Raw genomic sequence first — 26,504 nt, 5'->3', positions numbered from 1 at the left:
CGGGCGGCCCGGACCGGCACCGGTGCCTTCCCCCTGCGCACACGTCGCCGCCGACACGATCCCGGGTACGCCGCCTTCCCGAGGCGGAGTGCGTCCCCATAGGCTCGGCGAGCGGGCCGTACCAGAGGCGGGAGAGCACCCACGGCGGCCGCCGCCGGGCTCCGGCTCACCGGGCGGGGGACTCGCGCAGCGCGGCCAGGTCGGGCTTGCCGTTGGGGAGCAGGGGGATGGCGGGCACGAGTTCGAGGTCCCGGGGGGCGGCGTAGGCGGGCAACCGCTCCTTGCAGAAGACCCGGAGGTCCTCCAGCAGCGGCGGGGCGAAGGGATCGGCGGGCACGACGACGGCGACCACGCGCTGGCCCCACTCGGGGTCCGGCCGCCCCACCACGACCACGTCCTTGACCGCGGGATGCTCGGCCAGCAGGTCGGCCAAGAGACCGGTCACCACCTTCTGGCCGCCGGTGATGACGACGTCGTCGGCACGCCCGAGGACGCGGAGCCGCCCGCCGTCCAGCTCGCCGAGATCGGAGGTGACGAACCAGCCGTCCTCGACGTTCTCGGCGGTCAGGTCCGGGCGCAGCCGGTAGCCGGAGAAGAGCACGGGCCCTCGGATGCGGACGCGGCCGTCCCCGCCCACCTTCAGCTCTACTTTGTAAAGGGGCTCGCCGTCGTACACGCAACCGCCACACGTCTCGCTCATGCCGTACGTGGTCAAAATCCGCGCACCGGCGGCGCGGGCCTCGCTCAGCAGGCGGGATGACGCGGCGGCGCCGCCGATCAGGATCGTGCCCAGCATCGACAGATCGGCACCCCGGCCTCCGCCGAGCCCGGCCACGTGGTCGAGCAGGCGGCGCAACTGCGTGGGGACCATCGACACGTGGTGGGGACCGCCCGCCGTCATGGTGGCGATCACCTCCGCCGGGGAGAAGCGGGCGTGGATCACCGGCTCGACGCCGCTCTCCAGCGCCCTTACCAGCACCTGAACGCCCGAGATGTGCGACGGCGGCACGCAGCAGAGCCACGGGTCGCCGGGCCGCGCCCCCATCCGCTCCAGCGAGGCGGTGGCGGAGGCCCGCAGCGCCGCCGCCGACAGCTCGACCCCCTTCGGCGTGCCGGTCGTCCCCGAGGTCGCGATGATCACCGCGGTCTCCTCGGCGGCCGGGACGCCCTCCGCGTACCGGCTCACGCCGTCGGGAGTGACGACGTGCGTGGGCCGCAGCGCCTCGAGGGCCGCCTCCAGCGCGGGGCGGGGCAGATCGGGGGCGAGCGGCAGCACCGCCGGGCCCTCGCCGTCGAGCGCCCGCCGTACGGCGTCGAACACCGCCGGGCCCGGAGGTAGGAGGAGTGCGTGTACAGGACGAGTCGGCACGGTCGTAAGGTTAGTGCGAGCGGGCGCGGCCATGACGAGCACGCCAAACGGTACGAGCCGGGCGGAACGGGAGCCCGGGAACGGCCGGGCGGGTCACCAGGCCGATCGGGGCGAAGGAGGGACACGTGGGCGAGGAGGAAACCAGCGTGGGCCGGATTTCTCCCTCACCACCCGGCACCCCACCGCGAGCCCGCCTCAAAAGCGTCGAGAGCGTCGAGGGCATCGCGCCCACCCGTGCCGGAGCCGATCGGCGGCGCGGGGAGGGCGGGTGAACCCGGCGACGGCGCTCGCCACCGTCCTCATGGACGAGCTCGCGCGATGCGGGCTCACGGAGGTGGTGCTGGCGCCGGGATCCCGGTCCGCGCCGCTGGCCATCGCGGTGCACCGCGAGTCGCGGCTGCGGCTGCACGTACGCGTGGACGAACGCTCGGCGGGGTTCGTCGCGCTGGGCCTGGCCCGGCGCTCCGAACGCCCGGTCGCGGTGATCTGCACCTCGGGGACGGCGGCGGCCAACCTCCACCCGGCCGTCATCGAGGCGCACGAGGCGGGCGTGCCGCTGCTGGTGCTCACCGCCGACCGGCCGCCCGAGCTGCGCGGCACCGCCGCCAACCAGACGATCGACCAGCTCAAGCTGTACGGCTCGGCGGTGCGCATGTTCGCCGAGGTGGGCGTGCCCGAGGACCGTCCCGGGCAGGTGGCGTACTGGCGGTCGCTGGCGTGCCGGGCCTACCAGCGGGCGCTCGGCCCGGCCGACCCCGGACCCGTCCACCTCAACGTGGCCTTCCGCGAGCCGCTCATCCCCGACGGGGACGAGAACTGGTGCGAGTCCCTGGAGGGCGACGCCACCGGCCCGTGGGTGCGGGTGCGGATGACGCCATCCGCCGCCCTGCACATTGCGCCGACCCGGCGCGGCGTGCTCGTGGTCGGCGACGGCGCCTCCAACGTGCGCCGGTACGTGGCCGCGGCGGGCATGGCCGGCTGGCCGGTGCTGTCGGAGCCGAACGGCGGCGCCCGCTACGGCGACCACGCCGTGTCCACCTACCACTTCCTGCTGGGAATGCCGGAGTTCGCCGACGCGCACCGGCCCGACGTGGTGGTGACGCTGGGACGCCCCGGGCTGTCGCGTCCGCTGCTGTCGTGGCTGAAGCGGGCCGAGGAGCACATCGTGGTCTCGCCCGACCTGTCCCGCTGGCCGGACCCGACCCGCTCGGCCACGCAGGTCGCGCAGGCGGTGGAGATCCCGGTCGCGGCGGGCGGCGACTCCTGGCTGCGCGCCTGGCGGCGGGCCGAGACGGCGGCCAGGGAGGCGATCGACGGGGTGCTCGACGCGGGCGGCATGAGCGAGCCCCGGATCGCCAGGGACCTGGCCGACAACCTCCCCAACGGGTCGCTGCTGTTCTGCGGCTCGTCCATGCCGGTACGCGACATGGAGCAGGTGATGCGCCCGCGCCGGGGCGTGCGGGTGCTCGCCAACCGGGGCGCCTCGGGCATCGACGGCCTGGTCTCGACGGCCATCGGCGCGGCGATCGCCCACAACGGCCCCGCGTACGCGCTGCTGGGCGACCTGTCGCTGCTGCACGACCAGAACGGGCTCATCCTCGGCCCCCGCGAGCCGCGGCCCGACCTGTGCCTCGTCGTGGTGAACAACGACGGGGGAGGCATCTTCTCGTTGCTGCCGCAGGCGGCCCTCACCGACACGTTCGAGCGGGTCTTCGGTACGCCGCACGGGGTGGACCTGGGGTATCTGGCCGCCGCGACCGGCACGCCGTACACGCCCGTGTCGGCCATCGAGGACCTGCCCAAGGCGATCAGAGGCGAGGGCCTGCGCATCGTCGAGGCCCGCACCGACCGCGAGTCCAACGCGGCCGTGCACGCCGCCCTGCGCGACGCCGCCCAGGTGGCCGTCCGCGCCGTCCTGTGACGGGGTGACGATTCGGGCGTACGGCGGTCGCCGGGGACCTCGGCCACGGACGAGGCGATCGCGTGCGAGGTCCCGGCGCGCATCAGCCACCTCGGCACGCGCCTTGGCGGCCCTGGCCCGGTTTGTTCGACCCGCTCATCTTGCGTACGCGGCCGTCGTCGGTGCGGCACGCTTTGACGGACGTGGGCCGGCCCACGAAACCGGGACGGCGCGTCGGAGGCGGCGCGTACACCCCCGAGCCCGGCGGATCATGGAATATTTCGCCGCTGAGCGGCCGATCCCGCAACTCATTTGAAAGATCCGGACTCTAACATTCGGGAGATTTTGCAGGAGTTCGCACCATCGGGCCGCTTACCTCGAGTTTTACCCAAGGTCGGCGGACGAAGATGCCCGGTGTGCGGCAGAATGGGCCGGCCGCCGGTCCGGATCAGGGGGAGATACATGCATATCGAGGAGTGGCTAAACGCGATCCCGCATGAGTGGATCTATGTGCTGGTCGGGCTCGTCATCGGGCTGGAGAGCCTCGGTATTCCGCTTCCCGGCGAGATCGTGCTGGTGAGCGCGTCGTTGCTGTCCGCCAAGGGCGTCGTGAGCCCGCTGGTGGTGGCGGTGTGCGCGAGCGCGGGGGCGATCGTGGGGGACTCGATCGGTTACCTCATCGGGCGCAAGGGCGGGCAGCCGCTGTTCGACCGCCTCGGCCGAAGGTTCCCCAAGCACTTCGGGCCCTCACACGTGGCCAAGGCACGCGAGGCGTTCGACCGGTGGGGCGTCTGGGCGGTGTTCTTCGGGCGGTTCATCGCCCTGCTGCGCATCCTGGCGGGGCCGCTGGCCGGGGCGCTGCACATGCCGTACTGGCGATTCCTCATCGCCAACATGCTCGGCGGCATCCTGTGGGCGAGCGGCACCACGTTCGCGATCTTCTATCTGGGCCGGGTCGCCGAGGAGTGGCTGAAGGGCTTTTCCTGGGTGGGGCTCGTGGCGGCCCTGCTGTTCGGCCTCGGCACCACCCTGTGGTTCAAGCGCCGTGCCGCGCGGGCCGCCGCCGAGATCGCCCCGGCGGAGGCGGCGGCGGACGCCGTCAGCGCTCGATGAGCGTGACCTCCAGCGAGTAATGCGAAGCGCGATAGACGTGCGAGCCGTGCTCGACCGCCCGGCCCTGGTCGTCGTAGGTGGTGCGGATCATGGTCAGCAGCGGGGCGCCCCGGCGCTCGTCGAGCAGCCGCCCCTCGGCGGTGCCGGCGGCGCGGGCGCCGATCCGCTGGTTCGCCACCCGCATCCGCACCCCGGCCGACCGAAGCAACTCGTACAGGCCGCGCTTCTCCAGTGACTCGGCGGTCAGCGGGGCGAGGCCGAGCGGAAGCCAGTTGTGCAACAGGGCGAGCGGCTCGCCGCCCGCCAGCCGCAGCCGCTCCAGCCGCAACACCTCGGTCCCGGCGGGCACCGCCAGAATCCCGGCCACCTCCTCATCGGCCCCCACCGTGCCGAAGGAGATCACCTGCGTGGCGGGCTCCTGCCCGGCCCGACGCAGGTCGTCGTAAAGGCTCGTCAGCTCGACCGACCGCTTGACCTGCCCGTGCACCACCTGGGTGCCGACGCCGCGTTTGCGCACCAGCAGGCCCTTGTCCACCAGGTATTGGATCGCCTGCCGTACGGTGGGACGCGACAGCCCCAGCCGATCGGCGAGCTGAATCTCGTTGTCCAGGCGCGACCCGGGGGCCAGATCGCCGCGCCGGATCGCCTCGGAGATCTGCTCGGCCACCTGGAAGTAGAGAGGGACGGGGCTCGATCGATCCAGCTCGAAGTCGAGTTGGGGGGACATCCTTCTCCTCGGGCACATTGGGCCGTGGTAGGTGCGATCAGGGTAGCGGACGTCAGAATGTCCGGACAAATGCCATCGCGGGTGGGATAGCGTTTTCGGCCCATTCAGGTCGCGTAAGGTGGTGTGCTTCCGGTGGCCGCTACGACGTCGGTTGCTCGGTGGGGAGATGGGGCACGCCTTGGCCCTGTGCAACGCCTCTGCTGCCGCCGCCATGGGTAGGTGTGGGCGAGGCCGTCGCGGTTCTGTGGCGACTCGCAGGGGAGGGCGGACGGACCGTCGAGGAGATCCGAGCCGTCGGAGATCGGGTTGCCGTACGATACGCCGCAGGAGCTGCGACGAGCCGACACGCCTCCGCCTCTCACTTGGCGAAGGCGCTGGGCAGAGCACCGGCGGGACAAACGATTCTGGGATTGCTATGACATGTCTGCTTGTGTGGTCGGCAGCTTGAGTTGCTCGTCGAGGGATCGGACGTAGGCGTTGTTCGACCAAGGGGCGAGGCGTTTGCGGGCCTCGCCGAACAGGTGGCGGAGGCGGGCGGAGCTGTGGGTGCGCATCAGGGGTACGGCGGCTGCGAGCTTGGTCGTGGCCTCGGGGATCTCCTTGAGTTGGGTGAGGGCCATGCCCTGGTGAATCAGGGCGAAGGCCGCCGAGCGGCTGTAGAGGGAACCGCAATTCGCCAGCCGTGCAGCGGTCGTGTCGAATACGTCTTTGGTGCGGCCGAGGTTGGTGTAGATGTGGAAGGCCGCTCCTGCCACGCCTCCGGATTCGGCTATCCAATACAGGTAGGCGGGTTCTGCCGTGGCCGGTTTGCCCGCCCAGTGATTTGCCGCCTCCAGCCTGCGCAGGCTGTTCTCCGTGTCGCCGAGCAGGGAGAGCGCGTAGGACTCGGCGTACTCGCTGCGCGCTCGAATCAGGTTGCTGTTGCTGCGGTTGGCCCAGCCTTGGGCTGCGAGGGCATGGTCCAGGCCCTTGGCGGGCTGGCCTGCGAAGCTGGCCATTTCGCTGTGCCAATGGTGGATATACGAGGTGAGCGCCGCGTCGCCGCATTCCAGTGAGGCCCCGAGGGCACGGTCGAGTGACTGGGCCGCCTTGGCGTAGTCCATCTGGTCGAAGGCGAGGAAGCCCGCCGATTGCGCGAGTTCGGCGTAGGCGTGGACGAGGCGGGTGCGTAGGCCGGGGAGCAGGGACTGGGTGGCGAGCAGGCGGGAGACCATTTCGCGATTCGCTTCGACGACCGGCAGGACCTTGGCGGGGCCGTAGGTGTCGTCGAGGCGGCGGCAGCGGGCGGTGAGCTTCTCGATGGTGGCGACGGTGGCGGCGTCGATGCGGCCCTGGCCGCGTACGGCGCGGGCGAGGCGGTCCTCCTCGGCGGGGGTGAGGTGGCGGAGCAGGTGCAGGGCGGGGAGGCCGCCCAGGGCGAGGGACAACTCGAAAACGAGCTCGCGTCGCTGCATGTCGTCCTCCTCGATGGTGACGGCGCGGAGCAGCTCACTGCACGCTGCGGTGCTCAGGGCCGTGTTCTCGCGGCCGGGCCGTTTGCGTGCCTTGCTCGTCATGCTGTCATCGGCCGGGCGATCGGGGCAGGGGGCGACGGGCTGGAACGGGTCGAGGTGACGAAAGTCGGTCTGTTCGATGACATCCCGGTCGTAGGGGGTGTAGGTGCCGAGGACGGTTTCGGTCACGAGGTTGCGGGCGGCGGTCTGGTAGATGCGGGCCAGCACGACCAGGACGCGCCTGGTGGGGCGTCGGCCGCGGGCGGGCCAGTTCTCGAAGTCGAACAGGCGGCCCTCGCGCAGCGACGCCGTACCGGCAGGGTCCAGGTCGTTGAACTCGTTGACGACGTCGATGGCGGTGCGGCCGTGTGCGAACCGGTAGAGGCGCAGGGGACTGTCCTGGTGGGTCAGCGCGAGCACGTCGGCGATCTGATCCCAGGTGAAGCCCTTGGCGCGTAGCCGTTCGCTCCAGGTGCGACAGCGCAGCAGAGTCCTGTAGCCCTCGCCGGACATTGAACCTCCTTCACCAAACGCTCCCGACCAGCGGCGATATACGGATCGTATAGCGATGGTCACGCTGTGGTCGATCGAATGGCTCAACCCGCCGTCACGCCGTGGAGTCCCGCGCCTCGCGCCGGGGCGGGTTCCGGCAGCTCGTCGTGCCCCCCGTGCGGAGCGGTTCGGTTCGGGCACGTGGAGGTCCCGTGGGTCAACCGCTGAGGACAGGGTATGGGGCTGCACTTTCCAGTCGAATCGAAGGAGCGTTCCACGTGTCTGGCCTGCCCGATCCCTTTCTCCCGGACCTGCGCGTTCCCGGCGTGCGGTGCGGGGCCTCCCGCGAGCCGGGGTTTCCCGAGCCCTGCCCGGAGCGGCTGTGGGCCGCGCTCCGCCGTCCCGGCGAGGTCGAGACCTGGCGCAAGGTCTTTCCCGGTACGGCCCGCCACGTGGCGGACGCGCGGCGGCTGGCCCGCGTGTTCCTCAACGACACCTCGCGGGCCGACGACGCCGCGTGGATCACGGGGGAGCTCGCGGCGAACGCGGCCCGCCACACCCGGTCGGGCGAGGACGGCGGGACGTACGTCCTGGAGCTGTGCCGGGTCGGCGAGCTGGCCCGGATCGTCGTGTGCGACCTCGGCGGCGGCGGGCGGCCGGTGTTCACCCGCCCGCCGGCCGGGCTGAACCTCACCGAGCACGGGTACGGCCTGCCCGCCGTGGCCCGGCTCGCCCGCGGGACCGGGGTGCGGGGATGTCCCGCCGTCGGGCACGCGGTGTGGGCGGAGCTGCTCCTCGGCACCTGAGCGGCGGCCCGGCGGCGTCGTACGGCGCGGGCTCGGCCGGGACCGGCTGGTCAGGAGCGGTCCGGCGTACGGCGGCGGGGCGGCCTCCCGCACGCTCCTCGCCGCACTGCGGCGCGGAAAATGAGGTGAGAAGTCGGGCACCGGGCGAGAGCATGGACTTTCCGTCTTTCGTGTCACCTGGGGAGTCGTCGTGTCCACCGTCCGTCGTGATCTCGGCATTCTCCAGGATCGGCGTTTCGTCCTGCTGCTGGCCGCCCGGACCATATCGATGCTCGGCTCCGCGTTCGCCCCGGTGGCGCTCGCGTTCGGGGTGCTCGCCCTGCCCGGGGCCACGGCCACCACGCTGTCGGCGGTGCTGACGGCGGAGGCGTTGCCGATGGTGGCGCTGATGCTCGTCGGCGGGGTGCTCGCGGATCGGCTGCCCAGGCATTGGGTGATCGCCATGAGCGAGGGGGCGAACGCGGCGGCGTACTCCGCCCTCGCCGTGATGATGCTCACCGGGTGGACGCCGCTGCCCGCGCTGATCGCCGCGAGCGCCGCCTCCGGCATCGCGGGGGCGCTGCTGTATCCGGCGCTGACCGGGATCATCCCCGAGGTGGTGTCCGCCGAACGGCTGCAGGCCGCCAACGCGCTCATCGGGCTCGGGGGCAACAGCGCGCGGGTCGCCGGGCTCGTGCTCAGCGGCGGCGCGGTGGTGCTGCTCGGGGCCGGGTGGTCGCTTGCGGCGAGCGGGGCGATGTTCGCCGTCGCCGGGGTGCTGGTCGCGCTGCTGCGTCAGCCGCGGGCGCGGGGCGGGGGCGTGGAGGGCGCGGAGGGCGCCGGGGGAACCGCAGGCGCCGGGAGGTCGTCGGTGCTGGCCGATCTGCGGGAGGGGTGGCGGGAGTTCGTCTCGCGGCAGTGGCTGTGGGTGGTGGTCGCGCAGTTCTCCATGATGGTGCTGGCCATCCAGGCCGCGCACGGCGTGCTCGGCCCGCTGATCGCCCGGGACGAGCTGGGCGGCGCGCCCGCATGGTCGGCGGTCCTGGCGGGGGAGGCCCTCGGCATGATCTTCGGGGTGGTGGTCTCCATCCGGTTGCGGCCCCGGCGGCCCATTCTGGTCGGGACGCTGCTCACCCTGCCGACGGCTCTGCCGTACGTGGCGCTCGGCGTGGGCGCGCCGCTGTGGATGATCGTGGCCGGGGCGTTCGTGATGGGCGTGTGCTTCGACGTCTTCGGCGTGCTGTGGAGCACCACCCTGCAGCGGGAGATCCCGCCGGAGTCCCTGTCCAGGGTGGGCTCCTATGACGCGCTGGGCTCGCTGGCCCTCGGGCCGATCGGCCTGATGCTGGCCGGCCCGGCGGCCGTGCTCGTCGGCCCGCACGCGGCCCTGCTCGGCTGCGCCGCGATCGTGCTCCTGGTCTCGCTCGCCGCGCTGCTCGCCCCCGGGGTGCGCAACCTGCGGGCTCCGGACGGCACGCGGGCGACCGCACCGGCCGACGCCGCCGCCTCGCCGCTCTGAGCCGGACCGACCGGCGGGCTTGTCGGGTCGGGTTCCGAACATGTCCTTTCCCGAGACGGCCGACGCCTCCCCCGGCCGACAACTCGTACCTGACCGATCGGGCAGGTGCGTACCCAACCGGTCGTGCCGATGTGGCCACCAGCGGTACGGGATCGGCCCGCGGCGTCTTCCGGCAGTGACCGGCGTCACTTTACGGTCGCGGCATCCGGTGCGGAAGACGGCGTGACGCGGGCATCCCGGCCCCCGTCGCCTGAGCGCGTCTTGGCTCAGAGAGGACGAAGCATGAAGGTCGAAGAACTCATCAGGCCCTTCCCGATCAAGGAGTTCCACCCGTTCCCGCGTGCCCTTCTGGGGCCCGGCGCGGCCGAGCTGATCGGACCGGAGGCGAAGAAGCTCGGCTTCCGCAAGACCCTGGTCATGACCACGGGCCTGCGGGGCAGCGACACCGTGTACCGGATCGTCGAGTCGATGAAGTACCACGGCCTTGAGGTCGTGGTGTACGACAAGGTGGAGTCCAACCCCAAGGACTACAACGTGATGGACGCCGTCGCGCTGTACCAGGAGCACAAGTGCGACTCGTTCGTCTCCATCGGCGGCGGCTCGTCGCACGACGCGTGCAAGGGCGCGCGGGTGTCGATCGCGCACGACGGGCGCAACATCAACGAGTTCGAGGGCTTCAACAAGTCGGAGAACCCCAAGAACCCGCCGCACATCGCGGTGTCCACGACCGCCGGGACCGGCTCGGAGACCTCGTGGGCGTACGTGATCACCGACACGACCACCGATCCGGACAATCCGCACAAGTACGTCGCCTTCGATGACCACTGCGTCGCCACCCTGGCCATCGACGACCCGACGCTCTACTACGACTGCCCGATGGACTACACGGCGCAGTGCGGCTTCGACGTGCTGGCGCACGCCTCCGAGCCGTACGTGTCGCGGCTGAACTTCCAGCCGTCCCTGGGCAGCGCGCTGCACGCGGTCCGCCTCACCGCCCAGCACCTGCGGGCGGCGGTGTGGAACGGGCAGGACCTCGCCGGCCGCGAGGGCATGATGTACGCCCAGTACGTCGCCGCCCAGGCGTTCAACTCCGGCGGGCTCGGCATCGTGCACTCGATCTCGCACGCGGTGAGCGCCTGCTACGACACCCACCACGGGCTGAACAACGCGATCGCGCTGCCCCGGGTGTGGGCGTTCAACATGCCGGTCGCGTACGAGCGGTTCGCCGACCTCGCCGAGGCGATGGGCGTGGACACCCACGGCATGACGAAGGTGCGGGCGGCCGAGGCGGCGCTGGCGGCGGCGATCCGGCTGCTGCGCGACGTGGGCATCCCGGAGCGGTTCGTCGACGTCAAGCAGGACACCTACAGCAAGAACCGGCTCGGCCAGGGGCCGACCAAGTTCTACGCGAACGCCCCGGTGATCAAGGGCGACGCGTCGGACGTGGACCGCATCACCAACCATGTCCTCGGCGACGCCTGCACGCCGGGCAACCCCAAGGAGTGCACCTTCGACACCGTGCGGCCGGTCGTCGAGCACTGCATGACGGGCGACCTGGACGACCTGCTGAGCTGAGCCGTCCTGAGCCCCTGCCGCCGCCCGGGATCGCGCGACGACCCGGGCGGCGGCCCCGCCGCGTACATCCCGCCATACACCCGCCACGTACTCAATGCCGCCCCTGCTCACGCCGATCGAACGACACCAGCCGGAGGAAGTGTGTCCGAGAATTCCCATGCGGTCGAGATGCCGTTCGAGTCCGTCGAGGATGTCGTCGGACGGCTCGCCGAGCACGGCTACATCGCCGATCGCAGGCTCGCCACGACCGTGTTCCTGCTCTCCCGGCTGCACCGGCCCGTGCTGCTCGAAGGCCCGGCCGGGGTCGGGAAGACCGAGCTGGCCAAGGCGCTGGCGGCGGCCACCGGGCGCAGGCTGATCCGCCTGCAGTGCTACGAGGGGCAGGACGAGAGCAAGGCGCTGTACGAGTGGGACTACGGCAAGCAACTGCTGTACACCCAGCTCCTCCGCGACAAGATCGGCGAGATCGTCGCGGACGCGCCCGACCTGGCCGCCGCCGTGGAGCGTGTCGGCGCGCAGGACAGCGTCTTCTTCTCCGACAGGTTCCTCGCGCCCCGGCCGCTGCTGGAGGCCGTCCGCAGCGAGGAGCCGGTGCTGCTGCTGATCGACGAGGTGGACCGGGCCGACGAGGCGCTGGAGGCGGTGCTCCTGGAGTGTCTCGCCGAGCAGCAGGTGTCGGTGCCGGAGATCGGCACGTATATCGCGAAGAATCCGCCGTACGTGATCCTCACGTCCAACAACACCCGCGACCTGTCGGCGGCGTTGAAGCGCCGCTGCCTGTACCTGTTCCTGGACTATCCGGACGCCGAGCGCGAGCTGGAGATCGTGGTCGGCAAGCGGACCGGCCTGGCCGAGGCGGCGGCGCGGCAGCTCGTGGCCGTCGTACGCGAGCTGCGCGGGCTGCGGCTGCGCAAGCATCCCAGCATCTCCGAGACCGTGGACTGGGCCCGCACGCTGGCGGTGCTCGGGGTGCGGGAGCTGTCGGCGGAGGTGCTCGCGGACACGGTGAACGTGGTGCTGAAGTACGAGCGGGACATCGGTCACGCGCTGGAGGTGCTGCCCCGGCTCGTCGATCCGAACCGTGAGCTGCCCGACGAGGCCACGCACGGGCACGGTCATGGACACGGGCACGGTCACGGGCATGGTCATGGGCATGGCCACGACCATCGGGAAACCGCCGGGTTCGATGGTGACGGCGACGCCGACGAGGGCGGCGACCCGGTGGGCAAGGCCGTGCGGGAGGCCAAGGACCTGCCCGGACGGCACAACGAGAACTACTACGGCGCACCCGGCCGGGGGCCGGTGCAGCGGCCCGGCGGGGGCGGCGGCGGGCAGGGGAGCCGCGCCTTCGCCGCCATCGGACGCCGTAGCGGCAGGTAGCGGGGCGGCGCGTGGAGAGCAGCCTGCACCGATTCGTCCGACTGCTCCGGATGGCGGGGGTGCGCGTGTCGGTGTCCGAGGCCACGGACGCGATGCGCGCCGCCGCGCAGCCGGGCCTGCTCGCCGGCCGGGACGCGCTACGTGAGGCGCTGCGGGTCACCCTGGTGAAGGACCGCCGCGACGACGCGCTGTTCACCGAGTTGTTCGACGCGTTCTTCGCCCTGCGCCCCGTCGCGGCCGGGGGCGGCGACGGCGGGCACGGGCATGCGCACGACGACCTGGCGGACCTCGGCGAACCGGCGGGGTTCACGGTCTCGGAGGAGCCGTCGCAGACGCCGCGGCAGGGCCACAGCCACGGCAAGCCCGCCGACATCCGCGACTATTTCGACCAGCAGGACCTGGCCCAGCAGTACAACCTGCACCAGGAGGCCGACAAGATCGACTTGGCCGGGATGACCGAGGAGATCGTGCTCTCCCAGGACGGCGTCGGCGGCGGCGACCGCTCGGCCGTACAGCTCGACACCGAACGCCTGCACAACGCGGGCGTTCCCGGGAGGCTCGCCCCGGCGTCCGGGAACCGCGACGGCATCGAGCTGAGCGTGGCCGGAGACCACGGCCCGCCGGATCGCCCGGAAGGCGAGACCGGTGGCGACGAGCCCGTGGGCGACCGCCTCGACGGGTTCGTCGAGAACCTGACCGAGCTGCTCAAACGGCACCTGGAACGGCTCGCCGGACTGTCCCGGGTGGCGATCGAGTCGCCGGAGCCGCGCGGCCCCGTCCGGGCCGAGCGAACCGACGAGCTGGAACGGCGGCGCATGGAGGAATCGCTGCGCCGCCTCGCCCGCACCCTGGACGGCGCGCTCACCCCGCGCAGGCGTCCCACATCGCGCGGCAGGGTGCACCCGGCCCGCACGATGCGCCGCAACATGCGCTACGACAGCGTGCCGTTCCGCCCGGTCACCGTCACCCGCGCCGAGGACCGGCCGCGGCTGCTGGTGCTGGCGGACGTCTCGCTGTCGGTGCGGGCGGCCGCCCGGTTCACGCTGCACCTGGTGCACGGCATGCAGTCGCTGTTCGGCCAGGTGCGCTCGTTCGCGTTCGTCGACGAGCCGGTGGAGATCACCGAGGTGTTCGCCGCGCACCCGCTGGAACGCGCCCTGGGCCTGGTGTTCGACGGGCTGCCCGCCGGGGGCATGCTCGACGTGGACGGCAACTCCGACTACGGCCGCACGTTCCGTACGCTGCTGTCGGAGCACTCCGGCGCGCTCAACCGGCGCACCACCCTGCTCGTGCTCGGGGACGGCCGGGGCAACGGCAACGACCCGGCGTCCGACACGTTCGAGGAGATCACCCGGCGGGTGCGCGAGACGGTGTGGCTCACCCCGGAGCCGCGCTACTCCTGGCGGCTGGGCGGCTGCGACCTGCCCGCGTACGCCGGACTGTGCGACCGGGTGGAGGTGGTCTCCGACCTGGCGGACCTGGAACGTGCGGCTCACCGCATGGCGGCCGAGGCGACCGGCAGATGAGCACCCGCCAAGCGACTTAGCGAGGATGCACCGGATCACGTGCCCGAGACGCGCACTTTCGCCGGAGGGACATCCCCAGGTCGGCGCGCGGCCATGATCGCTCATGCACGTTCATGAGTTTTTCCGGGAGCGGGTGACAGCGGGGGTTCCGCTTTCCCTATTTATCGAATATCGTCGATTAACGATGAAAGCGAGTGAGGGGCCTCTGCCGCGCGCGGAGGCCGAGGAGTACGCGAGCTGGTTCAAGGCCCTGGCCGACGCCACGCGGATCCAGATCGTGTCGCTGCTGGCCCGGCGGCGCGCGCCGATGAGCGTGGGCGAGATCGTGGCCGCCTCCGGGGTGGGCCAGTCGACCGTCTCGCACCACCTGAAGATCCTGGCCGAGGTGCGGTTCGTCCTGGTCGAGCGGCAGGGCACGTCCAGCCTGTACCGGATCAACGAGAACTGTGTGCGCTGTTTCCCGACCGCCGCCGACGTGGTCATGGGCAACCCCGCGCCGGCCGCGCCCGCCTGCGAGTGAAGGAGCTTGGTCATGGCGTACGACGAGATCATCGACCACTACTCGGCTTTGGCCCGCGCTGCGGACGCCGGTCGGGTCGTCGCCGACTGCGGGCAGGACGCGTTCGATCAGGGCCGCTTCGGCGCGGCCGGTTATGACGATCTCGGCGCGCTGCCCGAGGGGGCGGTGCGGGCCAGCCTGGGCTGCGGCAACCCGGTTGCCGTCGCCGACCTGCGGCCCGGTGAGGTGGTGCTCGATCTCGGCTCGGGCGGTGGCATCGACGTGCTGCTGTCAGCGCGCCGCGTCGGCCCGTCCGGGAAAGTGTACGGGGTGGACGCCAGCACGGACATGCTGGAACTGGCCCGGCGCAACGCCGAGCAGGCCGGCGCGGGCAACGTGGAGTTCCTGCACGGCAGGATCGAGCGGGTACCGCTGCCGGAGCGGTCGGTGGACGTGGTCATCTCCAACTGCGTGATCAACCTGTCCAGCGACAAGGCCGAGGTGCTGGCCGAGGCGTTCCGGGTGCTGCGGCCGGGCGGCCGGTTCGGCGTCAGCGACATCGTCGTCGATGGCGTGGTCGACGGCGCGCCGGACGCGGACGCTCGGGCGGCGGCCGAGCGGCGCATCGGCTGCGTGGCCGGGGCGCTACCGGTGGCCGAGTACCGGCGGTCGCTGGCGGCGGCCGGGTTCACCGGCCTGCGCATCACCCTGACCGCCGACCACGGCGACGGCGTGCACTCGGCGATCGTCCAAGCCGCCAAGCCCGCCGCCGGGGCGGGCGTGGAGATCCGGCCGATGCGCGCCGACGACGCCGAGCAGGTGCTGGCCATCTACCAGGCCGGGCTCGACACCGGCCGGGCCGGCTTCGAGACCATCGCTCCGAGCTGGGCGGACTTCACCGCGGCCAAGCTGCCCCACCTGCGCTATGTGGCCTGCGACACCGGCACCGGCCAGGTGCTCGGCTGGGTGGCCGCCTCGGCGGTTTCGCCCCGGCCGGTCTACGCCGGAGTGGTCGAGCACAGCATCTACATTCACCCGGGCCGCCAGGCCCAGGGCATCGGCCGGGCGCTGCTGACGGCGTTCATCGCCGCAAGCGAGGACGCGGGCATCTGGACGATCCAGTCCGGCATCTTCGCCGAGAACGCCGCCAGCCTGGCCCTGCACCAGGCCCTCGGCTTCAAGGTGGTCGGCACCCGCGAACGCATCGGCCGCCACCACGGCGTCTGGCGGGACGTGCTGCTGATCGAGCGCCGCAGCGCCGTGACCGGAACCTGAACCGTCGCTCCGCACCGCCGCTCGAAAACATCGGCGGCCGCGGGGCGGTTACCTGCCTCCTGGCCGGTGTGCCGCACTGTCCCCAGGTTTCACCCATCGCCTTCGCGGACTACCGTTCGGCTGGAGCCGCGTTGTGCTTGCCGCCGAGAGGCGACACGCACACCGGTACGTCCACGTTGCAGGCCCCGGTCGTCGTTCCTGACGGCCGGGGCCTTCATCACGGTCGGGCTGCCGTCGCGGGGTCGGCGGCCAGGTGCTCGGGCCCGGCGGCCTGTCGCGGAATCGGTTGTGCCGGATACAGCAGCCGGATCAGGGCCAGGCCGAGCGCGGCGCCGGCCAGCTGGGCGGCGATGAAGCCGGGCGCGGAGGCCGGGGCGATGCCGGCGAAGGTGTCGGTGAGGGTACGGCCGAGGGCGACGGCGGGGTTGGCGAAGGATGTTGACGAGGTGAACCAGTAGGCGGCGCCGATGTAGGCGCCGACGGCAGGCGGGGCCAGCGCTGCGCGGCCGGTGCGGGCCAGGGCGAAGATCAGGGCGATGAGCCCCGCGGTGGCGACGATCTCGCCCAGCCACAGCCCGGTGCCGGTGCGCTGGTGGGTGGAGACGGTGACGGCGGGCAGCTCGAACATCAGGTGGGCCAGCACCGCGCCGCCGATCGCGCCGATGATCTGGGCGGGCAGGTAGGCCAGCAGGGCGCGCCCGTCCAGGCCGTCGCCGGTGCGGCGGCCGAGCAGCCAGTCGGCCAGCGAGACGACGGGGTTGAAGTGCGCGCCGGAGACCGGGCCCATGATCAGGATGAGCGCGATCAGCGCGAACGCGGTGGCGGTGGAGTTCTCCAGAAGTTGCAGGCCCACATCGCCGGGGGACAGGCCCTGGGCCATGATGCCCGACCCGATCACGGAGGTGACCAGCAGGCCGGTGCCGACGGCTTCGGCGAGCGCTCGCCGGGCCAGAGCGGTCACGCGGCACTCCCGGCGGGCACACCGAGCTCGGCCAGCAGGGCGCGCACCCGGCGCTCGATCTCATCGCGGATGGGCCGGACCGCCTCCACCGACCGTCCGGCGGGGTCGGGCAACTCCCAGTCCTCGTATCGTTTGCCGGGGAAGACGGGGCAGGCGTCGCCGCAGCCCATGGTGACGATGACGTCGGCGGCCTGGGCGATCTCCCGCGTCCACGGTTTGGGGTATTCGCGGGCGATGTCGATGCCGCGCTCGCGCATCGCCTCGATCGCCGACGGGTTGATCTGCTCGCCGGGCTCGGAGCCGCCCGACCAGCCGATCGCCCGATCCCCGGCGAGGTGGGTGAAGAAACCGAGCGCCATCTGCGAGCGGCCGGCGTTGTGCACGCACAAGAACAGCACGATCGGGATGCCGGAGGTGTCCTTGCCCTCGACGCGGGCCAGGGCGCGCAGCCGCTGGCGGGCGAAGCGTTCGGCGATCAGGGGCAGGAAGTGGGCCACGGTGGCGCGGCCGGCGAACCGGTCGTAGCTGGTGTGCAGGAAGCGGTCGATGGTCTCGGTGCCGAAGGTGCCGGCGAACTCGGCGGCAAGGGTGCGGGCGGCGGTCAGCAGGGCGTGCCGCTGGTCGATGGTCAGGTCGGCGAGGTGATAGGCGGGCTGGGTCATGGTGTGCCCTTCCTCAAGGACGGCGCGGCGGTGCGGGGCGGCGTCAGAGCGGGGGATGGCTGGGGTGGAGAGCGGTGGCGAGCCGGTCGACGCGGTCGCGCAGGTCGTCGTAGGCGCGTTCGAAGGCGTCGTCGGTGTCGGCGGGTACGGGGTCGGGCACCGACCAGTGCAGCGGAGGGCGGGCGGGCAGGTCTTCGTAGGCGTTGTCGCAGACCGCCACCACCAGGTCGCCGGCGCGGACGGTGTCGCTGATGTGGGCGGTGGCGCGGGAATCCAGGTCCAGGTGGTGGCGGCGGGCGGTGGCCAGGGCGCGCGGGTGCACGCGGGCGGCGGGGCGAGTGCCGGCCGAGGCGGTGGGCAGAGGGCTGCGGCGCCGCCACAGGGCGGTGGCCAGTTGCGAGCGAGCGGAGTTGTGGGTGCAGACGAACACCACCCGCTCGGGCGTCGCCGGCGCGGCCGGCGCGGGGCCGAGGCGGGCCAGCGCGCCGGGCAGCAGCCGGACGTAGCTGCGCCGCCGATCGGCCTCCGAGCGCGTCCGCGTGATCAGCCCGGCCTCCTGCAGCACCTTGAGGTGATGGGCCAGCAGGTTGGACGACAGGCCGAACGCCTCGCCGAGCTCGCCGGGCGAACGGTCCCCCAGGAGCAGATCATCGACCATCGCCAGCCGGACCGGGTCCCCCAGCGCCGCGTGCCGTGCGGCCCGCCGCTCGACATCAGATATATCAACCATAATTGAGTCAATATTCGCTGAGATGAATCCGCGAGTCAAGCCTGAGGCCGAGCCGAGGCCGCCCGACGAGCGGCCGGAGCCGCCAGTGATCAGCCGGGTTATCCGCAGCAGCCGCCGCCCTGGGAGACGCCGGCGGCAGCGGAGTGCCGAGCAGGCCGCCGCTGATGCCGGTGGCCAGGCCGACAAAGTGCTGTATCGGGGTGACCGCGACAGCGTCGCCCGCATCCTTGGCGATCTGCAGGACTATCTGAGGTTGTGCTGCTGAGCTTCTCGACGAAGGCCGGCATCCGGTGGCCGTCGGCTCAGATCAGGCCGTTCTTGCTGGCCTCGTACACGGCCTCGGCGCGGCTGGCCACCTCCAGTTTGCGCATGATGTTGCGGACGTGGAATTTGACCGTGGTTTCGGAGATGAACAGTTCGCGGCCGATGTCGCGGTTGCCGAGGCCCCGGGCGATGAGGCGTAGCACGTTGCGTTCGCGGTCGGTCAGGCCGGGGCGGCGGGTGTGTACGCGCAGGGAGCGGACCATCGCCGCCGCCGAGCGGGGGTCGAAGGCGCTCTCGTTGCGGGCCACGGCCCTGATCGAGTTGACCAGTTCGGTGGTGTCGACGTCCTTGACCACGTAGCCGCGTGCGCCGCGCTGGATGGCCTCCATGACGAGCGCGTCGTCGAGGAACGTGGTGAGCACCAGCACACCGACGGCGGGGTGGCGCTCGGTGAGGACGCCGCACAGGTCCAGGCCCTCGGTGTCGGCGCCGGTGGACAGCTTCAGGTCGAGCAGGACGATCGTGGGCTCGGTGCGGCGCACCACCGACAGCGCCTCCTCGCTCGTGCTCGCCTCGCCGACGACCCGCAGGTCGGGTTCGCGGTCGAGGATCGCGCGCAGCCCCTGGCGTACGATCGCGTGGTCGTCCACGAGGACGATGCTGGTCGTCGTGTCGGTCGCCGCACCGCCGTGCCGGGCGTCCGGCCCGTCGCCGGGTCCGGGCCTTTCTGCGGCCTCCACGCGCTTGCCTGCGGTCATCGATGCCACCCCGTTCTCTCCGGCACCGGCAGCGGGACGTGCACCCGCAGCGCGATGCCGCCCATTCGGGCCCGCCGGATCGTCAGCGTGCCGCCGAGTTGCTCCGCGCGGGCGAGCATGTTGACGAGCCCCTGGTGGCGGCCGGCGAGGTCGGTGGTCTGCGCCAGCCGCAGCAGCCGCCGTATGGCGGCCGGGTCGCCGTCGCCGTCGTCGCTGACCGTGACGGTGACCGCGTCCGGCCGGTACGCCAGCCGTACCCGGGCCCGGGTCGCGCGGGCGTGCGCGGCGGTGTTGAACAGCGCCTCGCCGACCAGGCGCAGCAGCGACCGCTCGGCCTCGGCGGGCAGCGGGATCTGCCGCCCGCGCACCACGACCTCGACCGTCAGGTCGGTCTTCAGGTGCACCGTGGACAGCCGCCGCAGCATCTCCGGCAGCGGCCCGGCCGGCTCGTCGGAGGCGTTGTGCAACGCGTAGATGGCGCCGCGCAGCCGTTCCACGGCGATCCTGGTGAGGTCCTTGGCGGGCAGCAGGCGGCGGGCCACCTCCGCAGCCTCCGGCCCCATGCGCTCCAGGTCGGCCCGGCACACCTCGATCGTCATCCCGGCGGACAGCACGTGCTGGGCGACGGTGTCGTGCAGCTCCCGCGCGATGCGGTGCCGTTCGTCGTCGAGCGCCTGGCGGTGCATCGCGTCGACCAGCCGGCGCTGCGCCTCGGCCAGTTCGGCGTTGCGCGCCGCCAGGTCCCGCGCCTGCCGTGCGGCGGCCTCGGTGAGGCGCTCGGTACGGCCGCGCAGCCGCGTGGCCGACTGGAACAGGAACGCGTTGTACAGCGCCACCGCCGCCTGGTTGGCCAGCACCCGCAGGATCGCCAGGTCGGTGGCGGCCACCTCCAGACCCGGACCCGGCCGGGCGACGATGCCGCCGACGGGCTCGCCGTCCAGGAACATCGGGGCGCGCACCCAGCCGTCGCCCGCGTGCGCCCGCCCGGCCTCCCAGGGGCGGGCGCGGACGACCGCCAGGTGCTGGCGGGCCTCGGCGGGCAGCAGCGCCTCGTCGTCGATGAGCCGGTCGCCGTCCAGCAGCAGGAAGCGGGGCCGCACCGCGCTCAGCGCGCCGTCGGCGACCGCCAGCAGCAGCCACCGGGCGTGCAGGTGCTCGGCGGCGGCGTGCACGACCGCCTCGACCAGCGCCCGCGGCCCCTCGGCGCTGCGGACCAGCGCCTGGGAGATGCCGTCGAGCGCCTCGACGGCCCGCTCCAGCCGCTCCATCGAGCGGACGTACTCGGGATAGAAGGAGCGTTTGCCCGACCGCACGCCGGTGAGCGCGCCCAGGTCGGTCGGGCGGGCGGGCGGTTCGGGCGGTTCTACGGCGGCGGGGGAGGCGCTCATGGTCACAGGGCCGCGCGGAACAGCGCTTCGATGTCGGACTGGGAGGCGTCGCGGGGGTTCGTGGTCAGGCAGGCGTCCCGCATCGTGTTGCCGGCGAGGCGGCGCACGTCGCGGTCGGTCACGCCGAGGGCGGACAGGCCGCGCGGTACGCCGACCGCGTCGGCGAGCTCGCGCACCCGGTCGGCGAGCAGGGCGGCGACCTCGGCGGCGGGCATGCGCCCGGCGTCCCGGATCCCGGCCGCGGCGGCGAGCGGCACGAAACGCTCGGGGTCGGCGGCGGCGTTGAACCGGATGACGTGGGGGAGCAGCACCCCGTTCACGACGCCGTGCGGGGCGTCGAGCAGGCCGCCGACCTGGTGGCTCATCGCGTGCGTGGCGCCGAGGATGGCGTTGGTGAACGCCACCCCGGCCTCCAGCGCGCCCTGCGCCATCCCGAGGCGGGGCCCGGCGAGCCGGGGGCGCTCCACCGAGCGGCGCAGATGCTCGGTGATCAGGCGTACGGCGTGCAGCGCGTGGTTGTCGGTGAGCGGGTTGTGCGCCCGGGACACGTACGACTCGACGGCGTGGGTGAGCGCGTCGAGGCCCGTGGCGGCGGTGAGCCACTCGGGCATCGTGATCAGCAGCCGGGGGTCGATGATCGAGATCTCCGGCACCAGGGTCCGGCTGATGATGGTGATCTTGATGTGGTTGGCGGTGTCGGTGACCACGGCGAACTGGGAGACGTCCGCGCCCGTGCCGGAGGTGGAGGGCACCATCACCGTCGGCGGGATCGGGTGGACCACCTTGTCCACCCCCTCGTAGGCGAGGATGCGGCCCCCGTTGCCGGACAGGATCGCCACGCCCTTGGCGGCGTCGATGCACGACCCGCCGCCCAGGCCGATGATCACGTCGGCGGCGCTGTCGGCGTACTCGCCGTACGCGGCCTCGATCTCGTGATCCTTCGGGTTGGGGGTGACCCCGTGCCACACCACCGGACGCAGCCCGGCCGCGCGCAGGTGCCCCAGCGCCTCGTCGAGCCAGCCCGCCTCGATCAGCCCCGGATCGGTCACCAGGAACGGCCGCCGCGCGCCCACGCGCAGCGCGCAGTGCCCCAGCTCGGCCAGCGACCCGGGGCCGAACACGATCTCCGGGGCGTGGAACTTGGCGAGGTTCACCGGCTCGCGTGCGCCGCCCGGCACGATGCGCTGCGGGCCGGTCAGCTCGACGCCCGGGAACGCCGAGCCGTCATCCGCTTCGGCCATCGCCGGGCCTTCCACAACACGCCGCAAAGGAACTCCCTGAGCCACGATGGGGCCGACCCATCGGTGATGGCACATTACCCCGATGGACGCGCCGGTGTTTCCGCTGCGTTGCGTGGAGTTATCCGCCATCGCCCTCCCGACGGTAGACCCGGCGGGGCTAGTCATGAAACCGTCATTTCGGACCGGGGGACCTATCCGAACGGGTAGGTGCGCCCGCGGGCGTCATGCGGCATCATCACCGGCAAACCGCCGGTACGGCCGCCGGCAGGATGGGGCGGACGAGGGAGGGGCAATGACCGGTCGTGAGACCCTCCGAAGGCGGCGCGCCGAGCTGGAGCACGAGTGGTCTCGCCGCGTGCCGGCACGCCTGCTGCCGTCCTCCGTGCTGCCATCCTCCGCGCCCGGCCCGGGTCGGCTGCTTCGCGACGAGATCGTGGCCTCCTGGAGCAGGTCGCTGCCGCTGGTGGATCCGGGCCGCGACAGCGCGCCGGTCGACGACGACGGACCCGACCGCTGGCTGGACTCCCCGCTGCGCGGGCCGGTCCTCGAACTCGCCGACGAGCTGCGGGCGATCGCCGACGACGCCGGGTTCATCGCCGCCGTCACCGACGAGTCCGGCACGATCCTGTGGACCTGCGGCGGCCGGGTGATGCGCCGCCGCGCCGAACGGGTGAACTTCGCCCCCGGCGGCCGGTGGGACGAGACCGGCATGGGCACCAACGCCCTGTCCCTGGCCCTGCGCGACGGCCGCCCGGCCGCCGTGTTCTCCGCCGAGCACCTGGTCGCGGCGCTGCACGGCTGGGTGTGCTACTCGGCCCCCATCCACTCGCCCGCCGGGCGCATCCTCGGCGTACTCGATCTGTCCAGCACATGGGACCGGTCCCATCCGCTCGCCATGTCCACGGTGCGAACCCTGGTGTCCGCCATCGAGTCCCGGCTGGTCGGGCTCATGCCCGGCCGCGCACCCGCGCAGGCCGCCGGGATCCGGCTCAACTGCCTGGGCGGCGGGCAGGCGTGGAGCGCGGGCGTCCCGCTGCGGCTACGCCCGCGCCAACTGGAGATCCTCACCCTGCTGGCCCTGGAGCCCGAGGGCTTCTCGCCCGAACGCCTGCAGGCCGCCCTCTTCGGCGACCGGCCGGTCACCGCGGCGACGCTCAAGGCCCAGGTCTCCCACCTGCGCCGCGCCCTCGGCGGCGCGCTCTCCCAGCGCCGGTACGCCCTGACCGAGCCCATCGACTGCGACGCCACCGACGTGCTCGCCGCGCTGGACGCCGGGGACACCGCCTCGGCGGTCCGCGCCTACACCGGCCCGCTGCTGCCCGAGTCCGACGTGCCGGGCATCGTGGAGTGGCGCTCCTACCTGGAGGTCGCGGTGCGTGAGGCGGTGCTCGCGTCACCGGACCCCGACCTCGCGCTGCGGTACGGCCGGCGGCACCCGTACGACATGGCCGTCCACGAGCACGCCCACCGGCTGCTGCCGCCGGACGACGGCCGCCGCGGCATCGCCGCCGCCCGCATCCAGGCCGCCCAAGGCTGAGCCTCATCGGGCCGACGGGGGCCGCCCGGTGTACCGGATGTCCCAATGACGGTCCATGCCGGGCGCGGATACCTTCCGGCAACCTCGCGGTCGCAGTGTGGCCTGCAGCACAACACCAGGGAATCGGCCACCGTGAGGCGGTGGCGTGAACCCGCGAGGAGGCAACCGTGGTCTACGTCAAGCCGGGTGCGGACGGCAGCGTCGTGAGCTTCGCCGAGCGCTACGAGAACTTCATCGGCGGCGCCTGGACGGCCCCGGTCGAGGGACGCTACTTCGACAACCCCTCACCCGTCGACGGACAGACGTTCTGCCAGGTGCCGCGGTCCACCGCGGCCGACATCGACCTCGCCCTCGACGCCGCGCACGCGGCGGCCGACCGGTGGGGCCGCACCTCCACCACCGAGCGCGCGAACATCCTCAACAAGATCGCCGACCGGCTGGAGGCGAACCTCGAACGGCTGGCCGTCGCGGAGACCTGGGAGAACGGAAAGCCGGTACGCGAGACGCTCGCCGCCGACCTGCCGCTCGCCATCGACCACTTCCGCTACTTCGCCGGCGCGATCCGCGCCCAGGAGGGCGGCATCGGCGAAATCGACGCCGACACGGTGGCGTACCACTTCCACGAGCCGCTGGGCGTGGTCGGGCAGATCATCCCGTGGAACTTCCCCATCCTGATGGCCGCCTGGAAGCTCGCGCCCGCGCTCGCCGCCGGAAACTGCGTGGTGATCAAGCCGGCCGAGCAGACCCCGGCCAGCCTGCTGCTGGTGGTGGAGCTGATCGCCGACCTGCTGCCGCCCGGCGTGCTCAACGTGGTCAACGGGTTCGGCGTGGAGGCGGGCAAGCCGCTGGCGTCCAGCCCCCGGGTGGCCAAGGTCGCGTTCACCGGCGAGACCACCACCGGCCGCCTGATCATGCAGTACGCCAGCGAGAACATCATCCCGGTCACCCTGGAGCTCGGCGGCAAGAGCCCGAACATCTTCCTGCCGGACGTCATGGCCGCCGACGACGACTTCCTGGACAAGGCCGTCGAGGGCTTCGTGATGTTCGCCCTCAACCAGGGCGAGGTGTGCACCTGCCCGTCGCGGGCGCTCATCCACTCCTCGATCTACGACGAGTTCATCGCCCGCTGCGTCGCCCGCACCGAGGCGATCGTCAGCGGCGACCCGCTCGACCCCGCCACCATGATCGGCGCGCAGGCGAGCAACGACCAGTACGAGAAGATCCTGTCCTACATCGACATCGGCCGGAAGGAGGGCGCGCAGGTCCTCACCGGCGGCGGCCCCCGCACCGTGCCGGGCCTGGAGGGCGGCTACTACATCGAGCCGACCATCTTCCGCGGCGCCAACGACATGCGGATCTTCCAGGAGGAGATCTTCGGCCCGGTCGTCTCGGTCACCACGTTCGACTCCGTCGAGGAGGCGCTGAAGATCGCCAACGACACCCTGTACGGCCTCGGCGCCGGGGTGTGGACCCGCGACGGCAACACCGCCTACCGGCTGGGCCGCGAGATCAAGGCGGGCCGCGTGTGGACCAACTGCTACCACGCCTACCCCGCGCACGCCGCCTTCGGCGGCTACAAGAAGTCCGGCATCGGGCGCGAGACGCACAAGATGATGCTGGAGCACTACCAGCAGACCAAGAACCTGCTGGTCAGCTACTCGCCGAAGAAGCTGGGCTTCTTCTGATGCCCGCCCGCGACGCCGCCGGGACCGGCCGCCCGGTCCCGGCGGGCGCGGCAGGGGAGGGGGAGCAGGGCCGCGTCGAGCGGGTGCGCCTCACCCCGGCCGCGCAGGACCTGCTGGCCCGGCTCGTCGAGCGACACGGCCCGGTCATGTTCCACCAGTCCGGCGGCTGCTGCGACGGCAGCGCCCCGATGTGCTACCCGCGGGGAGAGTTCCGGGTCGGCGCCTCGGACGTGCTGCTCGGCCTGGTCGCCGGGGACACGCCGTTCTGGATGAGCGCCGACCAGCATCGGTACTGGCGGCACACCCACCTCACCGTGGACGTGGTGCCCGGCCGGGGCGGCGGCTTCTCCCTGGAGGCCCCCGAGGGCGTCAGGTTCCTGCTGCGCTCCCGGCTGCTGACCGACGAGGAGGCCGCCCGCGCCGAGGCCGAGCCGCCGCTGCCCACAGGCGCCGACCACCACCCGCTGTAGGCGCCGCGCAGGATCGTCCGATGCCCGCCTCCGCGCCCCGCGCCCGCGCGATTCGCGAACACCCTGGATGCCCCGTCCGGTGCAGGCGCGGGGCGGGCATCGGCGCTGAAAGGAGCCGCTTCATCTCGCTCGCCCCGATTCGCGCGGAGCGTGCCGGCCGTATGGACGCTCAGGCGGGGCCGCCGGGCTCGGCGGAGGCGGCGAGCAGTTCCCGGGCGTGGGCGAGCTGCTCGTGGGCGTCGGCCATGTCGTCGTCGGTGGGGGCGTCGTCCTGGGTCAGCCGGAGCCGCCAGTACCCGGAGAAGTCGATCGACCGTTTCGGCACGCCGCGGTCGTTCACCAGATGCCTGCGCAGGGCGCGTACCGTGCCCGCCTCGCCGGCGATCCACGCGAACACGCGTCCCGGGGGCAGGTCCGCCTGGCGTACCGCCTGAAGCAGCAGGTCGGTGCGGCCCGCGGGGGCCTGCCCGCGATGCAGCCAGCGCACGGTCAGGTCGGCCGCGGAGCCGAGGTGCTGTTCCTCGGCCGCGTCCCTGACCTCGATGAACGCCAGGGCGCGGGTTCCGGCGGGCAGGGCCTCGGCGAGTGTGCCGATCGCGGGAAGCGCGGTCTCGTCCCCGGCGAGCAGCACCCAGTCGGCCTCCGCGAAGGAGACCGCGAAGGACACGGGCCGGGCGTAGGCGGCGGACGGGCCGAACATGCCGAGGACGTTGCCGGGCTTCGCGGCGGCGGCCCATCGGGTGGCCGGTCCGGCGTCGTCGTGCAGCACGAAGTCGATGTCGATCGTACGGCGGAGCGGATCGTGGGCCCGGAGGGTGTAGCTGCGCATCCACGGCCGCTCGGGCTCGGGGATGGCGTTGTACGCCTCGTACCAGCGCATGATGTCGCCGTCGTCGCCCGGCTCGGGCAGGCGGGGCCGTGCCTGGCCGGGTGTGGGGAAGTACAGCTTCACCTGCTGGTCCGGGCCCGCGGCGGAGAAATCGGCGAGATCGTCTCCGCCGAATGTGACGCGTCTGAGATGCGGTGTGATGAGCCTGGCCTCGGTGACGCGGATAAAACGGACCGGCAACGAGCGCGACATCCCGACCTCCATGTGACGGATAAGCGATATCCGTCGAAATCGCTGAGCAGATGCTTCAATTATTTCATTCAACT

23 protein-coding genes are annotated in these 26,504 nt (G+C 72.3%); 13 read left to right on the top strand and 10 right to left on the bottom strand.

What is annotated here, in order from left to right; all coding sequences use genetic code 11:
* Positions 1-166: 166 nt before the first annotated feature.
* Entirely contained in the window at positions 167-1,369 is a 1,203-nt protein-coding gene (locus AB0K60_RS15015) for an AMP-binding protein (RefSeq protein WP_364053788.1), read from the bottom strand.
* Positions 1,370-1,494: 125 nt separating this feature from the next.
* Here AB0K60_RS15015 and AB0K60_RS15010 point away from each other — a divergent pair, with 125 nt between their 5' ends.
* The 3 genes from AB0K60_RS15010 to AB0K60_RS15000 all read left to right on the top strand — a co-directional run bounded on the left by AB0K60_RS15010 (position 1,495) and on the right by AB0K60_RS15000 (position 4,382).
* Complete coding sequence (locus AB0K60_RS15010) at positions 1,495-1,641, top strand: hypothetical protein (RefSeq protein ID WP_364053785.1); 147 nt, start codon at positions 1,495-1,497, stop codon at positions 1,639-1,641.
* Entirely contained in the window at positions 1,638-3,290 is a 1,653-nt protein-coding gene (gene menD / locus AB0K60_RS15005; protein ID WP_364053782.1) for a 2-succinyl-5-enolpyruvyl-6-hydroxy-3-cyclohexene-1-carboxylic-acid synthase, read from the top strand. Before AB0K60_RS15010 ends, menD begins: the two co-directional genes overlap by 4 nt.
* 441 nt (positions 3,291-3,731) lie before the next feature.
* Entirely contained in the window at positions 3,732-4,382 is a 651-nt protein-coding gene (locus AB0K60_RS15000; RefSeq protein WP_364053779.1) for a DedA family protein, read from the top strand.
* Here the strand turns inward: AB0K60_RS15000 and AB0K60_RS14995 are convergent.
* Positions 4,369-5,109 carry a GntR family transcriptional regulator gene (locus tag AB0K60_RS14995; RefSeq protein ID WP_364053777.1) on the bottom strand — a complete coding sequence of 247 codons (741 nt, stop codon included), beginning with the start codon at positions 5,107-5,109 and terminating at the stop codon, positions 4,369-4,371. The two genes, AB0K60_RS15000 and AB0K60_RS14995, sit on opposite strands and share 14 nt — an antisense overlap.
* A gap of 413 nt (positions 5,110-5,522) precedes the next feature.
* Positions 5,523-7,115, bottom strand: a complete 1,593-nt coding sequence (locus AB0K60_RS14990) for a hypothetical protein (protein WP_364053774.1) — start codon at positions 7,113-7,115, stop codon at positions 5,523-5,525.
* A gap of 257 nt (positions 7,116-7,372) precedes the next feature.
* Here AB0K60_RS14990 and AB0K60_RS14985 point away from each other — a divergent pair, with 257 nt between their 5' ends.
* The 7 genes from AB0K60_RS14985 (at position 7,373) to AB0K60_RS14955 (ending at position 15,653) form a co-directional block, all read left to right on the top strand.
* On the top strand, positions 7,373-7,900 hold the full coding sequence (locus tag AB0K60_RS14985) for an ATP-binding protein (RefSeq protein ID WP_364053771.1): 528 nt from the start codon (positions 7,373-7,375) through the stop codon (positions 7,898-7,900).
* A 190-nt stretch (positions 7,901-8,090) separates the two neighbouring features.
* Positions 8,091-9,398: an MFS transporter gene (locus AB0K60_RS14980; protein WP_364053768.1), complete on the top strand. Its 1,308-nt coding sequence runs from the start codon at positions 8,091-8,093 to the stop codon at positions 9,396-9,398.
* 282 nt (positions 9,399-9,680) lie between these two features.
* Positions 9,681-10,973 (top strand): NDMA-dependent methanol dehydrogenase, encoded by a 1,293-nt coding sequence (mdo, locus tag AB0K60_RS14975; protein WP_364053765.1) that lies wholly within the window; start codon positions 9,681-9,683, stop codon positions 10,971-10,973.
* Positions 10,974-11,114: 141 nt separating this feature from the next.
* A complete protein-coding gene (locus AB0K60_RS14970; RefSeq protein WP_364053762.1) occupies positions 11,115-12,353 on the top strand; it encodes a MoxR family ATPase in 1,239 nt (412 codons plus the stop codon).
* 11 nt (positions 12,354-12,364) lie between these two features.
* On the top strand, positions 12,365-13,879 hold the full coding sequence (locus tag AB0K60_RS14965) for a VWA domain-containing protein (RefSeq protein ID WP_364053759.1): 1,515 nt from the start codon (positions 12,365-12,367) through the stop codon (positions 13,877-13,879).
* 184 nt (positions 13,880-14,063) lie between these two features.
* Positions 14,064-14,399 carry a metalloregulator ArsR/SmtB family transcription factor gene (locus tag AB0K60_RS14960; RefSeq protein WP_364053756.1) on the top strand — a complete coding sequence of 112 codons (336 nt, stop codon included), beginning with the start codon at positions 14,064-14,066 and terminating at the stop codon, positions 14,397-14,399.
* Between the two features lie 12 nt (positions 14,400-14,411).
* On the top strand, positions 14,412-15,653 hold the full coding sequence (locus tag AB0K60_RS14955; RefSeq protein ID WP_364053753.1) for a GNAT family N-acetyltransferase: 1,242 nt from the start codon (positions 14,412-14,414) through the stop codon (positions 15,651-15,653).
* A 217-nt stretch (positions 15,654-15,870) separates the two neighbouring features.
* Here AB0K60_RS14955 and AB0K60_RS14950 read toward each other — a convergent pair whose 3' ends face one another.
* The 6 genes from AB0K60_RS14950 to AB0K60_RS14925 all read right to left on the bottom strand — a co-directional run bounded on the left by AB0K60_RS14950 (position 15,871) and on the right by AB0K60_RS14925 (position 21,657).
* Positions 15,871-16,614: an MIP/aquaporin family protein gene (locus tag AB0K60_RS14950; protein WP_364053750.1), complete on the bottom strand. Its 744-nt coding sequence runs from the start codon at positions 16,612-16,614 to the stop codon at positions 15,871-15,873.
* A complete protein-coding gene (locus AB0K60_RS14945) occupies positions 16,611-17,276 on the bottom strand; it encodes an arsenate reductase ArsC (protein ID WP_364053747.1) in 666 nt (221 codons plus the stop codon). The genes AB0K60_RS14950 and AB0K60_RS14945 overlap by 4 nt, the downstream gene beginning before the upstream one ends.
* A 43-nt stretch (positions 17,277-17,319) precedes the next feature.
* Positions 17,320-18,006, bottom strand: a complete 687-nt coding sequence (locus tag AB0K60_RS14940) for a helix-turn-helix domain-containing protein (RefSeq protein ID WP_364053744.1) — start codon at positions 18,004-18,006, stop codon at positions 17,320-17,322.
* Positions 18,007-18,308: 302 nt separating this feature from the next.
* Entirely contained in the window at positions 18,309-19,028 is a 720-nt protein-coding gene (locus AB0K60_RS14935; RefSeq protein ID WP_364053741.1) for a response regulator transcription factor, read from the bottom strand.
* Positions 19,025-20,416, bottom strand: coding sequence for a histidine kinase (locus AB0K60_RS14930; protein ID WP_364053738.1), 1,392 nt, complete (start codon positions 20,414-20,416; stop codon positions 19,025-19,027). Before AB0K60_RS14930 ends, AB0K60_RS14935 begins: the two co-directional genes overlap by 4 nt.
* A gap of 2 nt (positions 20,417-20,418) precedes the next feature.
* Positions 20,419-21,657: an iron-containing alcohol dehydrogenase gene (locus AB0K60_RS14925; RefSeq protein WP_364053735.1), complete on the bottom strand. Its 1,239-nt coding sequence runs from the start codon at positions 21,655-21,657 to the stop codon at positions 20,419-20,421.
* A gap of 292 nt (positions 21,658-21,949) precedes the next feature.
* Between AB0K60_RS14925 and AB0K60_RS14920 the strand changes: the two genes are divergently transcribed.
* The 3 genes from AB0K60_RS14920 to AB0K60_RS14910 all read left to right on the top strand — a co-directional run bounded on the left by AB0K60_RS14920 (position 21,950) and on the right by AB0K60_RS14910 (position 25,349).
* On the top strand, positions 21,950-23,194 hold the full coding sequence (locus tag AB0K60_RS14920) for a transcriptional regulator (RefSeq protein WP_364053732.1): 1,245 nt from the start codon (positions 21,950-21,952) through the stop codon (positions 23,192-23,194).
* 167 nt (positions 23,195-23,361) lie between these two features.
* Positions 23,362-24,879: an aldehyde dehydrogenase gene (gene adh, locus AB0K60_RS14915; protein ID WP_364053729.1), complete on the top strand. Its 1,518-nt coding sequence runs from the start codon at positions 23,362-23,364 to the stop codon at positions 24,877-24,879.
* Positions 24,879-25,349, top strand: coding sequence for a DUF779 domain-containing protein (locus tag AB0K60_RS14910; RefSeq protein WP_364053726.1), 471 nt, complete (start codon positions 24,879-24,881; stop codon positions 25,347-25,349). Before adh ends, AB0K60_RS14910 begins: the two co-directional genes overlap by 1 nt.
* A 169-nt stretch (positions 25,350-25,518) precedes the next feature.
* Here the strand turns inward: AB0K60_RS14910 and AB0K60_RS14905 are convergent, their stop codons facing one another.
* Entirely contained in the window at positions 25,519-26,430 is a 912-nt protein-coding gene (locus tag AB0K60_RS14905) for a siderophore-interacting protein (protein ID WP_364053723.1), read from the bottom strand.
* Positions 26,431-26,504: the final 74 nt, after the last annotated feature.

The sequence above is a fragment of the Thermopolyspora sp. NPDC052614 genome (assembly GCF_040678635.1).
Lineage (GTDB): Bacteria > Actinomycetota > Actinomycetes > Streptosporangiales > Streptosporangiaceae > Thermopolyspora.
This window is presented reverse-complemented; position numbering and strand designations above follow the sequence as displayed.